Source organism: Pseudomonas sp. SWRI92, assembly GCF_014268685.1.
GTDB lineage: Bacteria > Pseudomonadota > Gammaproteobacteria > Pseudomonadales > Pseudomonadaceae > Aquipseudomonas > Aquipseudomonas marvdashtae.
Genome location: NZ_JABWQY010000001.1, coordinates 746481 through 767702 on the forward strand (window position 1 = coordinate 746481; position 21222 = coordinate 767702).

The window sequence follows — 21222 nt, forward strand, 5'->3', positions numbered from 1 at the left end:
AGTTATCCGGACGGTTTTTTCCTGATTAGATCTTTAACGCACAGCCCTGGAGAACCCTCCAAGGCATGAATAATGCGTTTGAGGTGGATCATGAAAAAAAAAATTGGCATATGGGCGTTGCTGATCGCATTGACAGGTGGTGCCGTAGAGTTTGCTTCCGCATCGGATTGGCGCCGCTCGGGTGGCCAAGTGGCAGTCGAACTGAATCAACGATACAACGATCTTCGGGATGATTGCGGCTCCGCTACAAGGCCGAGCTTTCTTTGCTCTGGTGTAATGTTGCGTGCGGCAAAAGGCGGATCCAATTACTTCGCTTGGAATCCAAGTCCATACTCGCAAGGTAGCGGCGGGGTTTCGTTTTCCTTCCTGAGAAAGGATGTGAAATTCCAGGGGTTGGTTTATGGGCAACGCAGCGGTTACATTTTTTATCCGGACTTGATCAGGGATCCCGACACTCTCCACGTAAAGGTCCTATGCGCCTTCCCTATGGACGGAGCAACCAACAATCGGGAGAAGCCCGGCTGTGGCGCTTACCCTTTCACTGATGCTACCCAACGCCATCAAAGTCAACGTTGCCAGACACTGGGCATCACTACCGCAGAGCAATGGGTACAGAACCGGGATGCCCACGGTGCATGGTGCGGTTTTGACGTCGATAACCGAACGAACAATGCCAGCGCGAGATCCTTTGCAGAGACCATTCGAGCCCACAACCTCGCCGGTTTTTTCGAGGGAAACTATGCCTATATCGAGCTCATCCTCGCCACGTGGCCACAGTTGAACAACCCCGCTTCGGTTCCCATTGAGGCTTTTTTTTATACCGAAGGCGGACTGGAAGACGCCCAGCGAGACCAATGGGCCCATTACATTCAATCCGGAGAAATGGTGGTGGTGCCGATTATCAGGCTGACACTACCGGCGACACCTTCTGACGATGCAGTGTTCAGTTACATAGGCATCGAGCAGAGAATATTGAGTGGGTACCCCTGAAGTGTTTGAAGTCAGGACAACATTTTTTGCATGATTTTCTGCAAAACATCCAAGTCAAACGGCTTGTCCAGGATCGGCGCCTTGCGGGTGATCGGGCTGTCGGTCTCGCGCACTTCCTGGGCGTAACCGCTGATGAAGATGACCTTCAGGTCAGGACGCAACCTCACCGCCGGCTCGGCGATCTGCACGCCGGAAATGCCGCCGGGCAGGCGGAAGTCGGTAATCATCATGTCCAGATGGGGCTTGCTCGCGAGGATCTCGAACGCCTGCTCACCGTTTTCGGCCTGCAGCACGCGATAGCCTTCGCCGGACAGGTAAGCCGACAGCACCATCAGGATCGAGGGGTCATCCTCGACGATCAGAACAACGTCTTGCGCATCTTCACTCATGAGAAGCCTTTGTTGGATCAATAGCTGCTGATACGACCCTGGGGTCACTCAGAGGTTGCGTCCGTTCGCCAGTTTTCTGAAAAGGCAGACAAACGCGAAACAACGCCCCTTCGTTGAGGCGGCTATCGACCGTGATGCTGCCGCCATGGGCGGTAACGATCTGTTCGGAGATGAACAAGCCCAACCCAAGGCCCGCCGTGGCGGCCTTGGAGGAAACCCGCTCGAATTGCTGGAAGACGCGCCTCTGATTCTCTTCGCTGATACCGATGCCCTGGTCCTGGACTTCGACGCAAGCATGGTCGGGCGTCTTGTAGACCCGAACGTCAATTGGACTCTTGCTGCCATAGCGCAGCGCATTCGTCAGCAGATTCGACACCACCTGCTCGATGCGGAACTCATCCCAGTGCCCTTCTACCAACGGTTCGGCCGTGCAGCTCAGCGTGCATTCGGCGGCAGCGATCTGCGGCTGGAAGTTGCGCAGCAGGTTCTGCACCAGCGCCGTCAGGTTGAAGCGGGTCGGACGAATGGACAGCTTGCCGGTTCGAATGCGAGAGACGTCCAGCATGTCCTCGATCAAGCGGATCAGGCTTTTGATCTGGCGTTCATCGCGCTCCACCATCGCCTTCACCTTATCCAAGGTGAACGCCGCTGCGTTGTCCCGCGCCAGGTGCATCTTGCGCAGCTGCGTTTCGAGGATCAAGCCATTGAGCGGCGTACGCACCTCATGGGCGACGATCGACATGAAGTCGTCACGCATGCGCACCGCCTGCTCGAGCTCGCTGCGGGTGGCTTGCAACTCCTTGAGCAACTGCTCCTGCTCCCGACGGCTTTGCTCGAGGGCAATCACTTGCTCCTTCATTGCCTTGCGCTGGCGATAGAGCTCGACGAACACGTTGACCTTGCTTTTGACCGCGTGGGTGTCCAGCGGCTTGTGCAAGAAATCCACCGCGCCATTTTCATAACCGGTGAACGCGTAATTGCGCTCGCGGCCGGCGGCACTGACGAAAATAATGGGAATGCTGCGGGTCTTTTCCGTGCCGCGCATCAGCTCGGCCAGTTCGAACCCGTTCATGCCCGGCATCTGCACATCGATGATTGCCAAGGCAAAGTCATGCTGCAAGAGCAGGGACAGCGCTTCATCGGCCGATAACGCCTTGAAGACTTGGCGGTCGTCGCGCTTGATCAGCGCTTCCAGGGCCAACAGATTCTCAGGCAGATCGTCGACGATCAGCAGTTTGGCTTGAATATCTCTTGGCATGTGGTTCATTCCAGCCCGGCCAGCAACTGGCCGATGCCCTGCAAAGTTAGGATGTGGTCGGGCTCATGCAAGCTGAGCGCCGCTTCGGGCATGGTGCAAACCTGCGCCTCTTCCGGGTCTTGGACAATCGTAAGGCCGCCCTGTGCCTTGACCTTCGCCAGGCCGCGGGCCCCGTCGCTGTTCGCGCCGGTCAGCACCACCGCCAGCAGGTCGGGGCCGTAGACATCGGCCGCCGACTCGAACAACACATCGATTGACGGTCGCGAATGGTGCACCGGGTCCTCCAGGCTCAATGACAGGCTGCGGTCAGCTTCGACCGACAAGTGATAACCAGGCGTCGCGACATACAAGGTTCCCGGGCTGATGTCCTGCTTGTCCTGGGCTTCCTCCACCGGTACCGCTAGGCGATGACGGAATACCTGGGCCAGCTGGCTATTGCGCTCGTCGGGCAAATGCAACACCACCAGGATGGGCACGCGAAAGCCCCTGCGCAGCGGGCTGAAAATTTTAAGCAGCGCTTCGACGCCCCCGGCGGATGCGCCGACGACGATGGCCTCGATCAGGGGCCTGGATCTGTCCGTCACTGGATTCATAGCTTGCGATAGATCCGTTCCTGTTTGACCAACGGTTCGAACTGCTTGCCAAATGCCGAAAAGTCGAGTGTTTCCTTGCTCCCCAGTACCAGGAAGCCACGATGGCAGAGGGACTCGTGAAAAAGGCCAAAGGCGCGATCTTGCAACTTCTTATTGAAATAAATCAATACGTTACGACATGAAATCAACTGCGTTTCGGAAAAAACACTGTCGGTCGCAAGGCTGTGATCGGCGAAGGTCACGTTCTGGCACAGGGTTTTATCGAACATGGCGTAATCGTAGGCGGCGGTGTAGTAATCGGCAAACGAACGTCGCCCCCCGGCAAGCTGGTAATTCTGGGTGTAGGCCCTGACGTTTTCCAGGGAAAAAATGCCCTGCTTGGCTTTTTCCAAAGAGCGCGGATTGATGTCCGTGGCGTAAATGAGCGTGCGGTCCAGCAGGCCCTCTTCGCGCAGCAGGATCGCCATGGAATAGACCTCTTCGCCGGTGCTGCAACCGGCGATCCAGATCTTGATCGACGGGTAGGTCTTGAGCAACGGCACGACTTCTTCGCGTATCGCCAGGAAATGTCCGGGATCGCGAAACATCTCGCTGACGGGAATCGTCAGCAGTTGCAGCAACTGCATGAACGCGCCCGGATCGTGCAGCACCCGCTCTTGCAAGGCAGAGATGGTCTTGCAATCGAACTGGCTCAACGCATGCAAGACCCGGCGCTTGATCGAAGCGCCAGAGTAATCGCGAAAATCATAGCTGTACTTCAGGTAGATCGCTTCGATCAATAAACGAAGTTCAATGTCGGTGTTACGTTCCACTAAATTCTTTCCATATTGGGTAACCACACGCGAATCAGTGAAAACAGGCGATCCAGGTCGATCGGCTTGGCCAGGTAGTCGTTGGAGCCCGCCGCCAGGCAGCGTTCCTGGTCATCCTTCATGGCCTTGGCCGTCACGGCGATGATCGGCAGTTTGCGCCAGCGTGGATCCTTGCGGATCAGCGCGGTAGCTTCAAAGCCATCCATCTCGGGCATCATCACATCCATCAGTACCAAATCGATGTCTTCTACCTCGTTCAGGCGCTCGATCGCCTCGTATCCGTTACGGCCAATGACCACGACCGCTCCTTTTGCCTCGAGGGCGCTGGTCAGGGCAAAAATGTTGCGCACGTCGTCGTCCACCAGCAGCACTTTGCGGCCTTCGAACACCTTGTCCCGGCTGCGGGCTGTCTGGAGCATGCGCTGTCTTTCATGAGACAACCGGGATTCGACTTTGTGCAGAAAGAGTGTCACCTCGTCCAGCAGGCGCTCCGGCGAGCGAGCGCCCTTGATGATGATCGAGCGCGAATATTTGCGCAGCTCGGCTTCTTCATCGCGGGTCAAGTTGCGCCCGGTGTAGACAATCACTGGCGGGAACGAACAGATCTCCTCGCTGGACATGCGCTTGAGCAGGTCGTTGCCGAGCATGTCCGGCAACTTGAGGTCGATGATCATGCAGTCGTAGACGTTGGTGCGCAGCAGTTCCAGGGCTTGCTGCGCCAGGCCGACGGCGGTGATTTCGATGTCATCGTCGCCGATCAGGCGGGTAATGCTGTCGCGCTGCAGGTCATCGTCTTCCACCAGCAGCACCCGCTTGACCTTCTGGGTCAGCTTGGCTTCCAGGCGGGCGAAGACATCCTTGAGCTCTTCCCGGGTCGTCGGCTTGACGGCATAACCGATGGCCCCCATGTGCATGGCCGCTTCGACGCGGTCTTCGACGGAGATGATGTGCACCGGAATGTGCCGGGTCTGGGCTTGTTCCTTGAGGCGCTGCAACACGGTCAACCCGGAGTGATCCGGCAGGCGCATGTCCAACAGGATCGCGTCGGGACTCAGTTGCAGGGCCAGGTCAAAGCCCTCGTCGGCGCCATGGGCCACCAGGCATTGGTAACCGAGTTCGTGGGCGAGGTCGAACAGGATCCGGGCGAACTTGGGTTCGTCTTCAATGACCAGGATGCAGCGGGTCTCGAAAGGCGCCTTGTCGCGGTCGTCCGCGAATTGCGGGACTGGCGGGTCCACCTCAGCGACCAAGGATACCGGTTTCGGCACATGGGCTGGCGCTGGCGCGGTCGTCGCTGGGGCGAACATCCTTGGCTCAACGGGGTTCTCGCCGGGCTCGATATAACGCCCGGGCAATACCAGAGTGAATACGCTGCCCTGCCCCGGCTCGCTGACAACCGAGATCGAACCACCAAGCAAGGCTGCCAGGTCCCGGGAAATCGACAGGCCCAACCCGGTGCCGCCATAGCGGCGATTGGTGGTGCCATCAGCCTGGCGGAACGCCTCGAAAATACTCTGCTGCTGGTCGGCCGCAATGCCAATTCCCGAATCACGCACCATGAACGCGATACCCGAACCCGGCTGGCCGGTCACCGAAAGCATGACAGAACCCTGCTCGGTGAACTTCACCGCGTTGGACAGCAAGTTCTTGAGCACTTGTTCAAGACGCTGGCGATCGGTGTACAGCATCGGCGGCGCGTCCGGCATTATCTGCACGTCAAACGCCAGGCCCTTTTCAGCCGTCAGCGGCTTGAACATATCCTGGAGCCCTTCCACCAGGCGCGGCACACTGGTGTTTTCCGGGCGCACTTCGAGTTTCCCGGCCTCTACCTTGGAAATGTCGAGGATGTCGTTGATCAGGTTCAGCAGGTCATTGCCAGCGGAATAAATCGATTCGGCGAACTTGACCTGTTCCTCACTGAGGTTGTTGTGCGGGTTCTCCGCCAGCAGTTTGGAGAGGATCAGCGAACTGTTGAGCGGCGTGCGCAGCTCATGGGACATGTTGGCCAGAAATTCGGATTTGTACTTGCTTGAACGCTGCAGCTCTTCGGCGCGCTCCTGCAACTGGATCTGCGCCAGGTTCAGCTCGCTGTTTTTCTGGTCCATGGCGTCGCGCTGCTCGGCCAATTGCTCGTTGGTCTGCTCCAGCTCCTGTTGCTGGGCTTCCAGGTGAGCCTGGGATTCCTTGAGGATACGTGACTGTTCCTCGAGCTCCTCGTTGGCGGTCTTGAGCTCTTCTTGCTGCACTTGCAACTCTTCGTTCAACTGCTGTGTCTCGGCCAGCACTTCCTGTAGGCGCTGGCGATAACGGGCCGCTTCGATGGACGTGCCGATGTTGCCGGCAATCAGTTCCAGCAGTTCAAGATCGCGCTCGGTCAGTGGCCGCAGGAAACCCAGCTCAATGACCCCATTGATCCGATCGTCGTCACGGGTGGGCACCACCAACACGCTGTTGGGCAGACCTTGGCCGAGCCCGGAGCTGACCTTGAGATAGTCGTTCGGCACATCATCCAGGCGGATCAGACGGCCTTGCCGCACGGCCTGTCCAACGATGCCTTCGCCGTCGATGATCACTTGCTCCTGTTCGTCGTCCTCCCGGGACATGCCGTAGGTGGCAATGCGCCTGAGAGTGGCGTTTTCTTCCCGGGCATAAAGCACGGCAACCACCGTGCCCATGTATTGGGCGCAGAACTGCAGGATGTTGCGCCCCAACAGATTCAGGCTCAGCTGGCCAAGGACCTGTTCGGCCAACTGCGTCTGGCCATTGCGCAACCAGGCCTGTTTCTCCAGGCGCAAGGCACTTTGCTGCTGCACTTTCAGGCTGGCGCTGTAATTCCCGGACAAGGTCAGCAGGTCGCGGCGACCGACATAGGCCAGCAATCCACTTATCGCGGCGACGAGCAACAAATAAAGGGCAATGCTCCAGATCGTGGTGGTGCGCACCTGGTCGTTGCGCTCGGCGCGCAATTGCTGCTCGGTTTCGACGACGTCCTCGAACGTCTTGCGTATCTCATCCGTCAGCCGCTTGCCACGCCCGGCCTTGAGCGCGCCCCGGTAATCGCCACTGCTGCGCTGCAGGTCGATCATGCTCTGGGCGTAATTGGCCCACTCCACTTGCAGCGCTTGGATCCTGTGCAAACGATCGGTCTGCACCGGGTTGTCAGCTGTCAGTTCCAACAATGTGTCCAGCGCCACGGCGATCCTGGGCTTGGCAACTTCATAAGGGTCGAGAAAATGCTCGTCGCCGCTCAACAGATAGCCGCGCATGCCGGTTTCCAGGTCGACACTCAGTTTGAGCGCTTCATTGGCGTTATTGATCACCCGGTCGGTGTGGCCGACCCACTGGATCACCGACAGCAGGTAAGTGATCAGCACTATGAAAAACACCGCGCTGAGGGCGCCCATGCCTAAAGGTAGACTGATGTTGCGGGCCAGGAGCTTGCGAAAACTTTGCTCGTCAACCGAAGACGAAGGAGTCATGGAAAAAGGCCTTGGTGGACAGTTGAAAGTCATGGAGTGTGCCCAAAAACCTGGGCTGGATCCACATTTCTGACAATTCAAGGACGCAAATCCCATGGCGACAGACCAGGGTTGTAAGGATGCGACTATCCTTGTCAGCTCTTGTACTATAGATCCTTTCTTGTACAGGTTCGGGAACTTGTGGCGTCTCGAAACTTACTCATGCATACGGCTACTTTTGCCGCGGCCCTACCGATTCCATCTTTCGAGAAGTCTATTATGTCCGTCCCCGCTCCTGACACCCCCTCCACCATCCTGGTAGTCGAAGACGACGACATCGTGCGCATGTTGATTGTCGATGTACTGGAAGAGCTGGAGTACAAGGTGCTGGAGGCGGATGGCTGCGAACAGGCATTGGCTTTTCTGCGCAACGACACACAGCCCATCGCCCTGATGATGACGGACGTCGGCCTGCCGGTCATGGACGGTCGTGAATTGGCGAAACAGGCCCGCATCCTACGCCCCGAGCTACCGATCCTGTTCGCCAGCGGTTACGCCGAAAGCATCGATGTGCCTGAAGGCATGTCGGTGATCGGCAAGCCCTTCTCCATTGACCAGTTGCGCGACAAGGTCAAAAGCATTCTTTCTTGAGCCTGGGCCCGTTCTTGGTCACTATCGGCGCCCCGCGCGCCGACTGCGCCTGATCGCACCAAGGAATGCCCGTCATGTCTCACCCCATCGCCACCAAGGTCCTGGTTATCGGCTATGTCTGGCCCGAGCCACGCTCATCGGCGGCCGGCGGGCATGTCATGCAGCTACTGGAAGCGTTTCTCGGCGAAGGCTGGGAGATTACCTTCAGCAGCCCGGCCAAGCCCGGCGAAAACCGCGCCGACCTGCTCGCCTTGGGCATACGTGAAGTACCGATCGAGCTCAACAACAGCAGCTTTGATACTTTCATAACCGAGTGTGCGCCGGACATCGTCCTGTTCGACCAGTTCATGATGGAAGAACAGTTCGGCTGGAGGGTCGAAAAACACTGCCCCGACGCCCTGCGGGTCTTGGAAACGTCCGACCTGCAAAGCCTGCGTCACGCCCGGCATCAACGCTTGAAGGATCGCTTGAAGGCCGACGAGTCGTCCCAGGATTTCAGCGACCTTTTCGCTCCGGCGCTGCGCGAGGAATTCGAGCTGATGGCCGACACCGACCTGGCCAAGCGGGAAATCGCCGCCCTGTACCGTTGCGACCTGAACCTGATGGTGTCTGAGGTCGAGATCGAACTGCTGGTGGAACACTTCAAGGTGCCTCGCGAATTGTTGCTCTGGTGCCCATTGATGCTAGATCTGCCCGACAAACCCGGCGCGCCCTTCGAAGACCGGGCGCATTTTCTCAGCATTGGCAACTTCCGTCATGCACCGAACTGGGACGCCGTGCTCTGGATGAAGAATGCCGTCTGGCCGCTGATTCGCCAGCGAATGCCCGGCGCGCAACTGCATCTCTATGGCGCCTACACCCCGCCCAAGGCGGCGGCGCTGCATAATCCGGCGCAGGGATTCCACATCATGAACTGGGCGGAAGATGCCTTGCAGGTCATGTCGGCGGCACGCATCTGCCTGGCGCCATTGCGTTTCGGCGCAGGCATCAAGGGCAAACTGATCGAAGCCATGCTGTGCGGAACGCCCAGCGTCACCACCCCCATTGGCGCCGAGGCCATGCACGGCGGCATGCCTTGGCCCGGGGCAATTGCGCAGAGTGCCGAAGACATCGCCGATGCCGCGGTGCAGTTGTACAGCGACTCGACGCGTTGGGCCGCTGCCCAGGATGCGGGGCTGGCTTTGCTCGCGGAGCGTTTTCGCAGAAAGGTCCACGGCCCGGCGTTGATTGACAGCATCAAGGCCTGCCGCGCCGATCTTGCGCGGCGACGCCGGGACAACTTCACCGGCAGCATGCTCCGTCATCATCAACACAAGAGCACCCAGTACATGGCCCAGTGGATCGAGGAAAAAAATCGCAGCAGTTGATGGCCGGCGGCTTCAAGCAACCGGCGACGGGGCTGGAACCTGCCGGGCTTAGGGGGCATTATCAGCGGCGATAACAACAAAAGCGCCAGGCACATGACCCGAACAGCGAGAGTCACCGATCCCTCCTACGAGTTGATGGACGACCACAACGGGCTGTCCATCATCTATCGCCAGCACGGTTTCCCCTGCCCGCTGGTGCGCTGGCATTTCCACAAGGAATACGAGCTGCACCTGATCGTCGCCAGTTCGGGCAAGGTCTTCATCGGCGACTACATCGGCAATTTTTCCCCGCAGTCCCTGTTCCTCACCGGCCCCAATCTGCCCCATAACTGGATCAGCCAGGTGGCCGAGGACGAAGTGGTGCCCAAGCGCGACATGCTGGTGAACTTCACCGATGAGCTGTTCGAAAGCGGCAATCAGGTGTTTGCCGAGCTGAAGACCCTCGCCCCGCTGCTCGAACGCGCCCAACACGGCATCGAGTTTCGTTGCAAGCGCACCATCCGCCAGGCCATGACCTTGATGCAACGCATCGCCGACGCCCATGGCATGAGCCGACTGGGCTATTTTTTCATCCTGATGGAGTTGCTGGCGGCCTGCGATGATTACCAATTGCTGTCCGGCGCCACCACTCCACAAGCGGCGGACGAACACAGCATCGACCGCACCAACCGCGCGGTGGATTACATCTTCGCCCACTACGCCCGGGAATTGCCCCTGGAAGAAGTCGCCGAGCACCTGGGCATGAAACCCACCTATTTCAGCCGCGTCTTCAAGCAAGCCACCGGCCGTTGCTTCATCGAATTCGTCAATCGACTGCGCATCAGCAAATCCTGCGAACTGTTGGCCGACGGCGACAAACCGGTGACCGATGTGTGTTTCGAGTCGGGCTTCAACAATATTTCCAACTTCAACCGACGCTTCCAGCAACTCAAGGGCATGACCCCCTCACACTACCGGCGGCTGGCGGTGCAGCGGCTGACCGAGCAGAACCAGGGTTGACCTGTGGCGAGGGGATTTATCCCCGCTGGGCTGCGCAGCAGCCCCATATATGTCTGCTACTGGTTTGTATCAGACAGGACTCGGGGGCCGCTTCGCGCCCCAGCGGGGATAAATCCCCTCGCCACAAATGAATTCCCCGCCAGAAATTTTCTTCAGTGCAAAAAAGTATCAGTAAAAGTGCGACGGATGATTTGTCACGCCGTCCATAGAGGGCTGTAATCAGCGCACATTCTTCCCCTCATCCGGAAGACACAAAAACAATAACTGTCCTTCTGCAGCCCGTGGGCGCGGAAAAGGAGTGCGCGATGAAACCTTCGGTAAAAGCTCTGCTTGTCTCCACTTGCATGACCCTCAGCAGCGTCAGTTTCGGCGCGCAAACCCTCACCATTGCCACCGTCAACAACAGCGACATGATCCGCATGCAAAAGCTCTCGAAAACCTTCGAGGCCGAGCACCCGGACATCACGCTGAACTGGGTGGTGCTTGAAGAAAACGTACTGCGGCAACGCCTGACCACCGACATCGCCACCCAAGGCGGGCAGTTCGACGTGCTGACCATCGGCATGTACGAAGCTGCACTCTGGGGCGCCAAGGGCTGGCTGGAACCGATGAAGGATTTGCCGGCCTCCTACGACCTGGAAGACGTTTTCCCTTCGGTGCGCGATGGATTGTCGGTCAAGGGTTCGCTGTACGCCCTGCCGTTCTACGCTGAAAGCTCGATCACCTATTACCGCACCGACCTGTTCAAGAACGCCGGGCTGACCATGCCCGAACACCCAACCTGGACCCAGATCGGTGAGTTCGCAGGAAAGCTCACCGACAAATCCAAGGAACAATATGGCCTTTGCCTGCGGGGCAAAGCCGGTTGGGGCGAGAACATGGCGCTCATTACCACCCTGGCCAACGGTTATGGCGCGCGCTGGTTCGATGAGAAGTGGCAGCCCGAATTCAATGGCCCCGAGTGGAAAGACGCGCTGAACTTCTACGTTGACAACATGAAGAAATCCGGCCCGCCGGGCGCTTCCAGCAACGGTTTCAATGAAAACCTGGCGCTGTTCAACAGCGGCAAATGCGCGATCTGGGTCGATGCCAGCGTCGCCGGTTCGTTCGTCACCGACAAGACCCAGAGCAAGGTTGCCGACAACGTTGGATTCACCTTCGCCCCCCACGAAAAAACCGACAAGGGCAGCTCGTGGATGTACTCCTGGTCGCTGGCCATCCCGACCAGCTCCAAAGCCAAGGAAGCGGCCAAGGTCTTTACCACTTGGGCGACGTCCAAGGAGTACGGCCAATTGGTCGCCAAGACCGACGGCATCGCCAACGTACCGCCAGGAACCCGCGCCTCGACCTACAGCGACGAGTACATGAAGGCCGCGCCGTTTGCCAAGGTGACGCTGGAGTCGTTGAAGGTCGCCGATCCGAAGGCACCAACGCTCAAGCCCGTGCCCTACATCGGCATTCAGTTGGTGACCATTCCCGAATTCCAGGCCATCGGCACCCAGGTAGGCAAGTTTTTCTCGGGCGCACTGACCGGGCAGCAGACCGTGGACCAGGCGTTGACCGCAGCTCAGTCCACCACCGAGCGGGAAATGAAGCGCGCCGGGTATCCCAAATAAAAAGCTTGTAGACATCCATTTGTGGCGAGAGAGCTTGCTCCCTCGCCACAGGGAATGCGTGCATAACGAGTGATCGACATGAATACCTCGACAACGACAGTCAAAGCCCCCCTCGAAATAGCCCCGCCGGCACGCAAGGCCCGTGTGGCAAACCCCGGCTGGTTCCTGGTCAGCCCTTCGGTCGCCTTGTTGCTGCTGTGGATGATCGTGCCGCTGGGCATGACCGTCTACTTCTCGATGATCCGCTACAACCTGCTCTACCCCGGCGAAAACCAATTCGTCGGGCTGGAGAACTTCACTTACTTCCTGACCGACTCGGGCTTCATGCCCGGCGCCACCAACACCCTGCTGCTGGTGGGCAGCGTGTTGTTGATCAGTATCGTGCTGGGTGTGTTGATCAGCGCGCTGCTGGAAGCCAGCGAGTTTTTCGGCCGTGGGATCGTGCGGGTATTGCTGATCTCGCCGTTCTTTATCATGCCGACCGTGGGCGCGTTGATCTGGAAGAACCTGATTTTCCACCCGGTCTCCGGAATCCTCGCCTCGGTCTGGAAACTGTTCGGCGCGCAGCCGGTGGACTGGCTGGCGCATTACCCGCTGCTGTCGATCATCATCATCGTGTCGTGGCAATGGCTGCCCTTCGCGATCCTGATCCTGATGACCGCCATGCAGTCCCTCGACCAGGAACAGAAGGAAGCCGCCCGCCTGGACGGTGCCGGCCCGATCGCGATCTTCTGGCACCTGACCCTGCCGCACCTGGCGCGTCCTATCGCCGTGGTGCTGATGATCGAGACGATTTTCCTGCTGTCGGTGTTCGCCGAGATCTTCACCACCACCAACGGTGGTCCCGGCTACGCATCGACCAACCTCGCCTACCTGATCTACAACCAGGCGCTGGTGCAGTTCGACGTCGGCATGGCGTCGGCCGGTGGTTTGATCGCCGTGGTGATCGCCAACATCGCCGCCATCATCCTCGTGCGGATGATCGGCAAAAACCTCACCGACAAAAACTGAGGCCGTCGCCATGACTCTTCAACAATCCCGTCGCCTGCAAAGCCTGCTGCTGGGCACGCTGGCCTGGGCCATCGCGATCCTGATCTTCTTTCCGATCTTCTGGATGGTGCTGACCAGCTTCAAGACCGAAATCGATGCGTTCGCCACGCCGCCGCAGTTCATCTTCATGCCGACGCTGGAGAACTACCTGCACATCAACGAGCGCAGCAACTACTTCAGCTTCGCCTGGAACTCGGTGGTGATTTCCTTCAGCGCCACTGCCCTTTGCCTGTTGATCGCGGTGCCGGCGGCTTACTCCATGGCGTTCTACGAAACCCAGCGCACCAAGGGCACGCTGCTGTGGATGCTCTCCACCAAAATGCTGCCACCGGTGGGCGTGCTGATGCCGATCTATTTGCTGGCCAAGAGCTTTGGCCTGTTGGACACGCGCATTGCGCTGATCATCATCTACACGCTGATCAACCTGCCGATCGTGGTCTGGATGATTTACACCTACTTCAAGGACATTCCCCGCGACATCCTCGAAGCCGCGCGCCTGGATGGCGCCACGCTCTGGCAGGAGATGGTCCGCGTGCTGCTGCCGATCGCCAAGGGCGGCCTGGCGTCCACCGTGCTGTTGTCGCTGATTCTGTGCTGGAACGAGGCGTTCTGGTCACTGAACCTCACCTCATCCAAAGCCGCGCCACTGACAGCGCTGATTGCCTCTTACTCCAGTCCGGAAGGTTTGTTCTGGGCCAAATTGTCGGCCGTCTCGACCCTGGCCTGCGCGCCGATCCTGATCTTCGGCTGGATCAGCCAGAAACAGCTGGTGCGCGGTTTGTCCTTCGGCGCGGTGAAGTAACGCGCCCTACACAGTCATCAGAAGCGGAGGCCCATCATCATGGCCAACCTGAAAATCAAGAATCTGCAAAAAGGCTTCGAAGGCTTCTCCATCATCAAGGGCATCGACCTTGAAGTGAACGACCGCGAGTTCGTGGTCTTTGTCGGCCCGTCCGGCTGTGGCAAATCCACCTTGCTGCGCCTGATTGCCGGCCTCGAAGAAGTCAGCGACGGCACCATCGAACTGGACGGCCGGGACATCACCGAAGTCAGCCCGGCCAAGCGCGACCTGGCGATGGTGTTCCAGACCTATGCCCTGTACCCGCACATGAGCGTGCGCAAGAACATGTCCTTCGCGCTGGACCTGGCCGGCGTGCCCAAGGCCGAGGTCGAGAAGAAGGTCAACGAAGCGGCGCGCATCCTCGAACTGGGGCCGATGCTGGAGCGCAAGCCCAAACAATTGTCCGGCGGCCAGCGCCAACGCGTGGCGATTGGCCGAGCCATCGTGCGTAACCCGAAAATTTTTCTGTTCGACGAACCGCTGTCCAACCTCGACGCCGCCCTGCGCGTGCAAATGCGCCTGGAACTGGCCCGCCTGCACAAAGAGCTGCAGGCGACGATGATCTACGTGACCCACGACCAGGTTGAAGCCATGACCCTGGCCGACAAAGTGGTGGTACTCAACGGTGGACGCATCGAGCAGGTCGGCTCGCCGCTGGACCTGTATCACCAGCCAGCCAACCTCTTCGTGGCCGGGTTCCTCGGCACGCCAAAAATGGGTTTCCTCAAGGGCAAGGTCACCGCACTGGACGGCCGGGGTTGCGAAGTCCTGCTGGACGCCGGGACGCGGATCAGCCTGCCGTTGAGTGGTGCCAACCTGAGCGTTGGCGGCGCAGTAACTTTGGGCATTCGCCCGGAACACCTGAACCTGGCGCAACCGGGCGATTGCACGCTGCGAGTCACCGCCGATGTCAGCGAGCGGCTGGGCAGCGACACCTTCTGCCACGTCGTCACCGCGTCCGGCGAAGCCTTGACAATGCGAGTGCGCGGCGACCTGGCGAGCCGCTTTGGCGAGCAACTGGATCTGCACCTGGACGCCGAACACTGCCATTTATTCGATGCCGAAGGCGTAGCGGTCACCCGCGCGCTGCGCGCTGCCGCCTGATTGCCGAGATTTTGTGATGAAACTCAACCGACAGAACCTGCACAACCTCAAGCCCGAGGTCGCCCTGCCCGCCTATAACCTGAGCGACCGTCGCCAGGGCATCGCCCACATCGGCGTCGGCGGTTTCCACCGTGCGCACCAGGCCTATTACACCGATGCGCTGATGAACACCAGCGAAGGCCTGGACTGGGCTATTTGTGGCGTGGGCCTGCGGGCCGAAGACCGCCGCGCCCGGGACGACCTGGCCGGCCAGGATTACCTGTTCACCCTCTACGAACTGGGCGACACCGATGACACCGAAGTGCGCGTGATCGGCGCCATCGCCGACATGCTGCTGGCCGAAGACGGTGCCCGTGCGCTGATCGACAAACTGGCCGACCCGCAGATCCGCATTGTCTCGTTGACCATCACCGAGGGCGGTTACTGCATCGACGACAGCAACGGCGAGTTCATGGCCCACCTGCCGCAGATCCAGCACGACCTGGCCCATCCGGACCAGCCGACCACGGTGTTCGGCTTCCTCTGCGCGGCCCTGGCCAAGCGCCGCGCCTTGGGGACGCCGGCGTTCACGCTGATGTCCTGCGACAACCTGCCCCACAACGGCGCGGTTACCCGCAAGGCGCTGCTGGCCTTCGCCGCCCTGCGTGACCCTGAGCTGGGACGGTGGATCGACCAGAACGTAAGCTTCCCCAACGCCATGGTTGATCGGATCACGCCGATGACCAGCAGCGCCCATCGTTTGCAGCTGCATGACGAACATGGCATCGATGACGCCTGGCCGGTGGTCTGCGAACCCTTTGTGCAGTGGGTGCTGGAAGACAAATTCGTCAGCGGTCGCCCGGCCTGGGAGAAGGTCGGGGTGCAGTTCACCGATGACGTTTCGCCCTATGAAGAGATGAAGATCAAGCTGCTCAACGGTAGCCACCTCGCCTTGACCTACCTGGGATTTCTCAAGGGCTATCGCTTCGTCCATGAAACCATGAACGACCCGCTGTTCGTGCGCTACATGCGCGCCTACATGGACCTGGATGTGACACCGCAACTGGCGCCGGTACCGGGCATCGACCTGGACGAATACAAGAATACCCTGGTGGAGCGCTTCTCCAACCAAGCCATCGCCGACCAGTTGGAGCGGGTCTGTTCGGACGGCTCCTCGAAGTTTCCGAAATTCACCGTGCCGACCATCAACCGCCTGATCGCCGACGGCGCCGAAACCCGCCGCGCCGCGCTGGTGGTGGCGGCCTGGGCGGTGTATCTGAAGGGCGTGGACGAGAACGGCGTGAGCTATTCGATTCCCGACCCACGAGCGGCGTTCTGCCAGGCGCTGGTCGCCGACGACGTGCTGGTGACCCAGCGGGTGCTGCAAGTTGAAGAAATTTTTGGCACGGCGATTCCCCGTTCGCCTGAATTCGTGGCAGCCTTCGAATGGTGCTGCAACAGCTTGCGCGAGCATGGGGTGACGCGAACGCTGGAGCGAATCCTCGCTGACGCGGACTGACTCGACGCAGTCCGCCTTTTGTGGCGAGGGGATTTATCCCCGCAGGGGCGCGAAGCGGCCCCCAACGTACTGTCTGATACACCGCAGTAGCAGATGCACCTGGGGCCGCGTCGCAGCCCAGCGGGGATAAATCCCCTCGCCACAGGTAATTCCCTCGCCACGCAGGTTTTGTGTTTTGTTCTTTGATCCGAGGATTTCCATGGCAAACCAACAACTGTTCCTGGGCATCGATTGCGGCACCCAAGGCACCAAGGCGCTGATCCTCGATGCGATCAGCGGCCAGGTACTCGGCCAGGGCGCCGCAGCCCACAGCATGATCAGCGGCGCCAACGGCCGTCGCGAACAAGACACCCAGCAATGGCTCGACGCGTTCACCCAGGCCACTCGGCAGGCATTGTCGGCCGCCGGCGTGGATGGCCAGGCGATCCTCGGCATCGGCGTATCCGGCCAGCAACACGGCTTGGTCCTACTTGACGACCAGGGCCAGGTCCTGCGCCCGGCCAAGCTGTGGTGCGACACCGAGACGACCGCGGAAAACGATCGACTCCTGGCGCACCTCGGCGGTGAAAGTGGCTCCCTGGAGCGTCTCGGCGTGGTGATCGCCCCGGGATATACGGTTTCCAAATTGCTTTGGACCCAAGAACAGCACCCGCAAGTTTTCGAGCGGATCGCCAGCGTCCTGCTGCCCCACGACTTTCTCAATTACTGGCTGACCGGCCGCCATTGCAGCGAATATGGCGATGCCTCGGGCACCGGCTATTTCAACGTGCGCAGCCGCCAATGGGACACGGAGCTGCTGCGACATATCGACCCCAGCGGACGCCTGCAGTCGGCCTTGCCGAAATTGATCGAGGCCCATCAGCCGGTCGGCAGGATCCTGCCGCAGATTGCCGCACACCTTGGCTTGAACCCCGAGGCCGTGGTGGCCAGCGGTGGCGGAGACAATATGATGGGCGCGATCGGCACGGGCAATATCCAGCCCGGCGTGATCACCATGAGCCTCGGCTCCTCCGGCACGGTGTATGCCTATGCGGCGGAGCCCGTGGTCAGCCCGCAGGCGTCGGTGGCAACTTTCTGTTCTTCCAGCGGCGGCTGGCTACCGCTGATCTGCACCATGAACCTGACCAACGCCACCGGGGCGCTGCGTGAGCTGCTGGACTTGGACATCGACACGTTCAATACCTTGGTCACCCAAGCGCCAATCGGTGCCGAAGGCGTCTGCATGCTGCCGTTCCTCAACGGCGAACGAGTCCCCGCCCTGCCGAACGCCACCGGCAGTCTGCTGGGCCTGACAACCACCAACCTGACCCGGGCCAATCTGTGCCGCGCCGTGGTCGAAGGCACGACCTTCGGCCTGCGGTACGGCCTTGACCTACTCAGGGCCAATGGACTCGAGGCGCAGAGCATTCGCCTGATCGGCGGCGGTTCGAAGAGCCCGGTCTGGCGGCAGATCGTCGCCGACATCATGGACACCACGGTCATCTGCACCGAACAGAGCGAAGCGGCTGCCCTGGGCGGGGCGATCCAGGCGGCCTGGTGTCATGGCGGCGCGCAAGAACAGTTGGCTGAACTGTGCCAGCGTTGCGTCAAGCTCGACCCGGCCAGCGAAACCCGGCCCGTCGCCGAACAGGTCGCGGCATCCCAACAAGCTTATGAACTTTATCGGCAACACGTCGCAACCCTTTGAGAGCAGGCAACTATGTATCTGGTGTGTGGTGAAGCGCTGTTTGATCTGTTCAGCGCAAACGAAGCGGGAGCTCCGGCGTCCCAAGTGAATTTCAAGGCAATTGCCGGCGGCTCGCCGTTCAACGTGGCGGTAGGATTACGCCGCCTGGGTGTTGAATCGGCGTTGTTTGCCGGGCTGTCCACGGACTACCTCGGCCAACGCTTGCGACAGGTATTGACCGACGAAGGCGTCAGCACGCAATTCACCCATGACTTCGACGCCCCCACTACCCTGGCGATGGTCGCCGTAGGGGCCAACGGCTCGCCGCACTACAGCTTTCGCGGTGAGGGTTGCGCGGATCGGCAGTTGAGCATGGCGCATCTGCCGACGCTGAGCCCGCAGGTGCGTGGCTTGCATGTCGGCTCATTTTCCCTGGTGGTGCAGCCAGTCGCCGACACGCTGCTGGCGCTGGTGCAACGCGAAAGCGGCAAGCGCCTGATCAGCCTGGACCCGAATGTACGGCTCAATCCGCAACCGGACATCGAGTTGTGGCGTTCGCGAATCGCCACGTTGGTGCAGTATGCCGACCTGATCAAAGTCAGTGATGAAGACCTTGGCCTGCTCTACCCCGACCGAGACCCGCATGAAGTGATCAGCGGTTGGCTGGAACATCGTTGCCAACTGGCATTTCTGACCCGTGGCGGTGACGGCGCGACGGTGTTCAGCCGTCATCATGGCATCTGGTCGCTTGCTGCCTGTCCGGTCAAGATCGCCGATACCGTAGGCGCGGGCGATACATTCCAGGCGGCACTGATCGCCTGGCTGACTGAGCAGCAGTTGGATTGTGTGGAGGGCTTGAATTCGCTGACCGCGAAACAGATCAGCCAGATGCTCGATTTCGCCATGCGCGCCGCTGCGCTGACCTGCGGCAAAACCGGCCCCGACCTGCCTTACCGGCGGCAACTGGACTAGCAACCAGCAAAAGCTGCACGCCGGGTTCGAACGATGTCGGACCCGGTCGTCAGGCTGGTAGGACGAGGAGTGATTAGCGGCCGCTCATCCGATGTTGCTGATGGAAATAGTTACCTGACGCGTGATTTGCAGAAGCGCGCCCGTGGTCTAGCTCGGTGCGCAGTTCGGCGATCAGATCATTGATGGCGCGGCAGCCGGTGAGCTTGGTGGCATCGATGTCGGTCTTGACCAGTGCTACACGATCGGTTTCATGGTCGTCGTAAATCTTCACCGTCATCGACAAATCCTGTGACAAGGTGCATTGCGAGCGTTTCGGCAGCAGGCTGCTTTCAATGATGTTTCGCATTTCGAGGGCAGATAAAAACATGGCAACTCTCTCCTGTTGAGGCAGCCAACTTATGTTCACGACGGCGGTATTTTCGTCCGATTGTTCCCTTCGGACTGGACTTCAAATGCCTTACCGTTCGTTCATTTTGGCGTTTTCTGGTGTTGGAGCCCATTCAATCGGACTCGGGTATCAACCCGCAAAAAACATGCCTGTACCTGGGTACATCCAGCCTGTTACAAATCAATCACTTAGCGAGAAAATCAAGCGAAACGGTCATGCAGAATGCAAGGAAGCGGTGTTTCTCTCATGCAAACTGCAATTACCCGTTCGGCTTGCCAAGCTCAGAGTAGCCACTATTTCGACTTCATGGGCGGGCATCCGTCGGTTGCTCAAAAAAACTGGGACGCGCCGGGCAATCTCTATTAGACGGCCACGGCCGCGCGTTCAGCGACGTGGCGCAAGCTGTCGAAGTTGATATTGGCGCCCGAGTCGATGGCCACCAGCGTCTGGCCTTGCGCGCCGGTGTCGGCCACGTACTGCTTGATACCCGCCACCGCCAAGGCGCCCGATGGCTCGGTGATCGAGCGCGTGTCGTCGTAGATGTCCCGGATCGCCGCGCAGAGCTGGTCGTTGGTGACGGTTATCACTTCATCGACACAGAATCGGCAGATATCGAAGCCATGGGCACCGATCTGTGCCACGGCCACGCCATCGGCAAAGGTGCCCACGCTGGGCAGCGTCACGCGTTCACCAGCAGCCAACGCCGCTTTAAGGCAGGCGGAGTGTTCGGACTCGACGCCGATGATGCGTATTTCCGGGCGCAGGTATTTGACGTACGCCGCGATTCCGGCGATCAGCCCGCCGCCGCCGACCGGAACGAAAATGGCGTCCAGCGGACCTGGATGCTCGCGCAGGATCTCCATCGCGACCGTCCCCTGCCCAGCGATGACTTGCGGGTCGTCAAACGGCGAGACGAACTCTCGTCCGGTCTCCTGGGCCAGCTTCAAGGCGAATTCCAGAGCGAACGGAAAACTCTCACCGTGCAACAACGCCTCGGCACCCCGGCTGCGTACGCCCAGTACCTTGAGCTGCGGCGTGGTGCTGGGCATGACAATGCAAGCGGAAATTCCCAGCTCCCGAGCAGCCAGCGCTACGCCTTGGGCATGATTACCTGCCGAAGCCGTGATCACGCCACGGCTGCGTTGCGCCGGGGTCAGTTGTGCCAATTTGTTGTAGGCGCCGCGAATCTTGAAGGAAAAGGTCGGCTGCAAGTCCTCGCGCTTGAGCAGGATCCGGTTTCCCAGGGCCTGCGACAGCGCTGGGGCCGCTTGCAACGGCGTGGCCACCGCCAGTTCATACACCGGCGCGGCCAGAATCTTCTTGACGTAGTGCTCCAGCAGGGCTTGCTCGGCGCGGGTCGGGGTCATGGCGGTCTCCTGGTTCGAATGAAGCCCTGGAGACAGAAAGAAAAAACCCGCCTCTAGGGCGGGTTGGGTGCAGCCGTCAGCTAGCCCGCCAAATAAGGAATGGCGGTAATAATGCTTGGCTGGCTGCGCAGTACGGTGGAATTCATGGCTGGACGTTAGCCGCGCGCGCAGGGCAAGTCAATGGAAATCCCGGCGCGGCTACC

Annotated in this window: 18 protein-coding genes; 11 read left to right on the forward strand and 7 right to left on the reverse strand. The window is 59.8% G+C overall.

Going from position 1 to position 21222, the window contains the following annotated elements; translation table 11 throughout:
- Positions 1-90: 90 nt before the first annotated feature.
- Positions 91-990: a halovibrin HvnA gene (locus HU762_RS02950; protein ID WP_186632665.1), complete on the forward strand. Its 900-nt coding sequence runs from the start codon at positions 91-93 to the stop codon at positions 988-990.
- An 11-nt stretch (positions 991-1001) separates the two neighbouring features.
- Here HU762_RS02950 and HU762_RS02955 read toward each other — a convergent pair whose 3' ends face one another.
- Genes HU762_RS02955 through HU762_RS02975 form a run of 5 tightly spaced genes read right to left on the reverse strand, consistent with a single transcriptional unit; the run spans position 1002 to position 7521 of the window.
- Complete coding sequence (locus tag HU762_RS02955) at positions 1002-1379, reverse strand: response regulator (RefSeq protein ID WP_186632668.1); 378 nt, start codon at positions 1377-1379, stop codon at positions 1002-1004.
- Positions 1372-2637, reverse strand: coding sequence for a hybrid sensor histidine kinase/response regulator (locus HU762_RS02960; RefSeq protein WP_186632671.1), 1266 nt, complete (start codon positions 2635-2637; stop codon positions 1372-1374). Before HU762_RS02960 ends, HU762_RS02955 begins: the two co-directional genes overlap by 8 nt.
- 5 nt (positions 2638-2642) lie before the next feature.
- Positions 2643-3230, reverse strand: a complete 588-nt coding sequence (locus HU762_RS02965; protein WP_186632674.1) for a chemotaxis protein CheB — start codon at positions 3228-3230, stop codon at positions 2643-2645.
- Complete coding sequence (locus tag HU762_RS02970; RefSeq protein ID WP_186632677.1) at positions 3227-4042, reverse strand: protein-glutamate O-methyltransferase CheR; 816 nt, start codon at positions 4040-4042, stop codon at positions 3227-3229. The genes HU762_RS02965 and HU762_RS02970 overlap by 4 nt, the downstream gene beginning before the upstream one ends.
- Positions 4042-7521, reverse strand: a complete 3480-nt coding sequence (locus HU762_RS02975; protein WP_186632680.1) for a response regulator — start codon at positions 7519-7521, stop codon at positions 4042-4044. Before HU762_RS02975 ends, HU762_RS02970 begins: the two co-directional genes overlap by 1 nt.
- Before the next feature lie 258 nt (positions 7522-7779).
- On the opposite strand from HU762_RS02975, the gene HU762_RS02980 reads away from it, so the two are divergent.
- From HU762_RS02980 to HU762_RS03025, 10 genes are all read left to right on the forward strand, one after another.
- Positions 7780-8151 (forward strand): response regulator, encoded by a 372-nt coding sequence (locus HU762_RS02980; RefSeq protein ID WP_186632683.1) that lies wholly within the window; start codon positions 7780-7782, stop codon positions 8149-8151.
- Positions 8152-8225: 74 nt separating this feature from the next.
- Positions 8226-9518, forward strand: coding sequence for a glycosyltransferase (locus HU762_RS02985; RefSeq protein ID WP_186632685.1), 1293 nt, complete (start codon positions 8226-8228; stop codon positions 9516-9518).
- 93 nt (positions 9519-9611) lie between these two features.
- Complete coding sequence (locus HU762_RS02990) at positions 9612-10517, forward strand: AraC family transcriptional regulator (protein WP_186610243.1); 906 nt, start codon at positions 9612-9614, stop codon at positions 10515-10517.
- 305 nt (positions 10518-10822) lie between these two features.
- Positions 10823-12133: a sugar ABC transporter substrate-binding protein gene (locus HU762_RS02995; RefSeq protein ID WP_186632688.1), complete on the forward strand. Its 1311-nt coding sequence runs from the start codon at positions 10823-10825 to the stop codon at positions 12131-12133.
- 78 nt (positions 12134-12211) lie between these two features.
- On the forward strand, positions 12212-13144 hold the full coding sequence (locus HU762_RS03000; RefSeq protein ID WP_186632692.1) for a sugar ABC transporter permease: 933 nt from the start codon (positions 12212-12214) through the stop codon (positions 13142-13144).
- Between the two features lie 10 nt (positions 13145-13154).
- Positions 13155-13985, forward strand: a complete 831-nt coding sequence (locus HU762_RS03005) for a carbohydrate ABC transporter permease (protein ID WP_186610240.1) — start codon at positions 13155-13157, stop codon at positions 13983-13985.
- A gap of 39 nt (positions 13986-14024) precedes the next feature.
- The gene (ugpC, locus tag HU762_RS03010) at positions 14025-15128 is read left to right on the forward strand and encodes a sn-glycerol-3-phosphate ABC transporter ATP-binding protein UgpC (RefSeq protein ID WP_186632695.1); all 1104 of its coding nucleotides are present in this window, start codon (positions 14025-14027) and stop codon (positions 15126-15128) included.
- A 16-nt stretch (positions 15129-15144) separates the two neighbouring features.
- Entirely contained in the window at positions 15145-16626 is a 1482-nt protein-coding gene (locus tag HU762_RS03015; protein ID WP_186632698.1) for a mannitol dehydrogenase family protein, read from the forward strand.
- 199 nt (positions 16627-16825) lie between these two features.
- Entirely contained in the window at positions 16826-18313 is a 1488-nt protein-coding gene (gene xylB, locus HU762_RS03020) for a xylulokinase (protein WP_186632701.1), read from the forward strand.
- Between the two features lie 12 nt (positions 18314-18325).
- Positions 18326-19264, forward strand: coding sequence for a carbohydrate kinase (locus tag HU762_RS03025; protein WP_186632704.1), 939 nt, complete (start codon positions 18326-18328; stop codon positions 19262-19264).
- A 73-nt stretch (positions 19265-19337) separates the two neighbouring features.
- Here the strand turns inward: HU762_RS03025 and HU762_RS03030 are convergent, their stop codons facing one another.
- Both HU762_RS03030 and ilvA read right to left on the reverse strand, forming a co-directional pair.
- On the reverse strand, positions 19338-19631 hold the full coding sequence (locus HU762_RS03030; RefSeq protein WP_186632707.1) for a DUF1652 domain-containing protein: 294 nt from the start codon (positions 19629-19631) through the stop codon (positions 19338-19340).
- A 383-nt stretch (positions 19632-20014) separates the two neighbouring features.
- Positions 20015-21019, reverse strand: a complete 1005-nt coding sequence (ilvA, locus tag HU762_RS03035; RefSeq protein WP_186632710.1) for a threonine ammonia-lyase, biosynthetic — start codon at positions 21017-21019, stop codon at positions 20015-20017.
- Positions 21020-21222 lie beyond the last annotated feature (203 nt).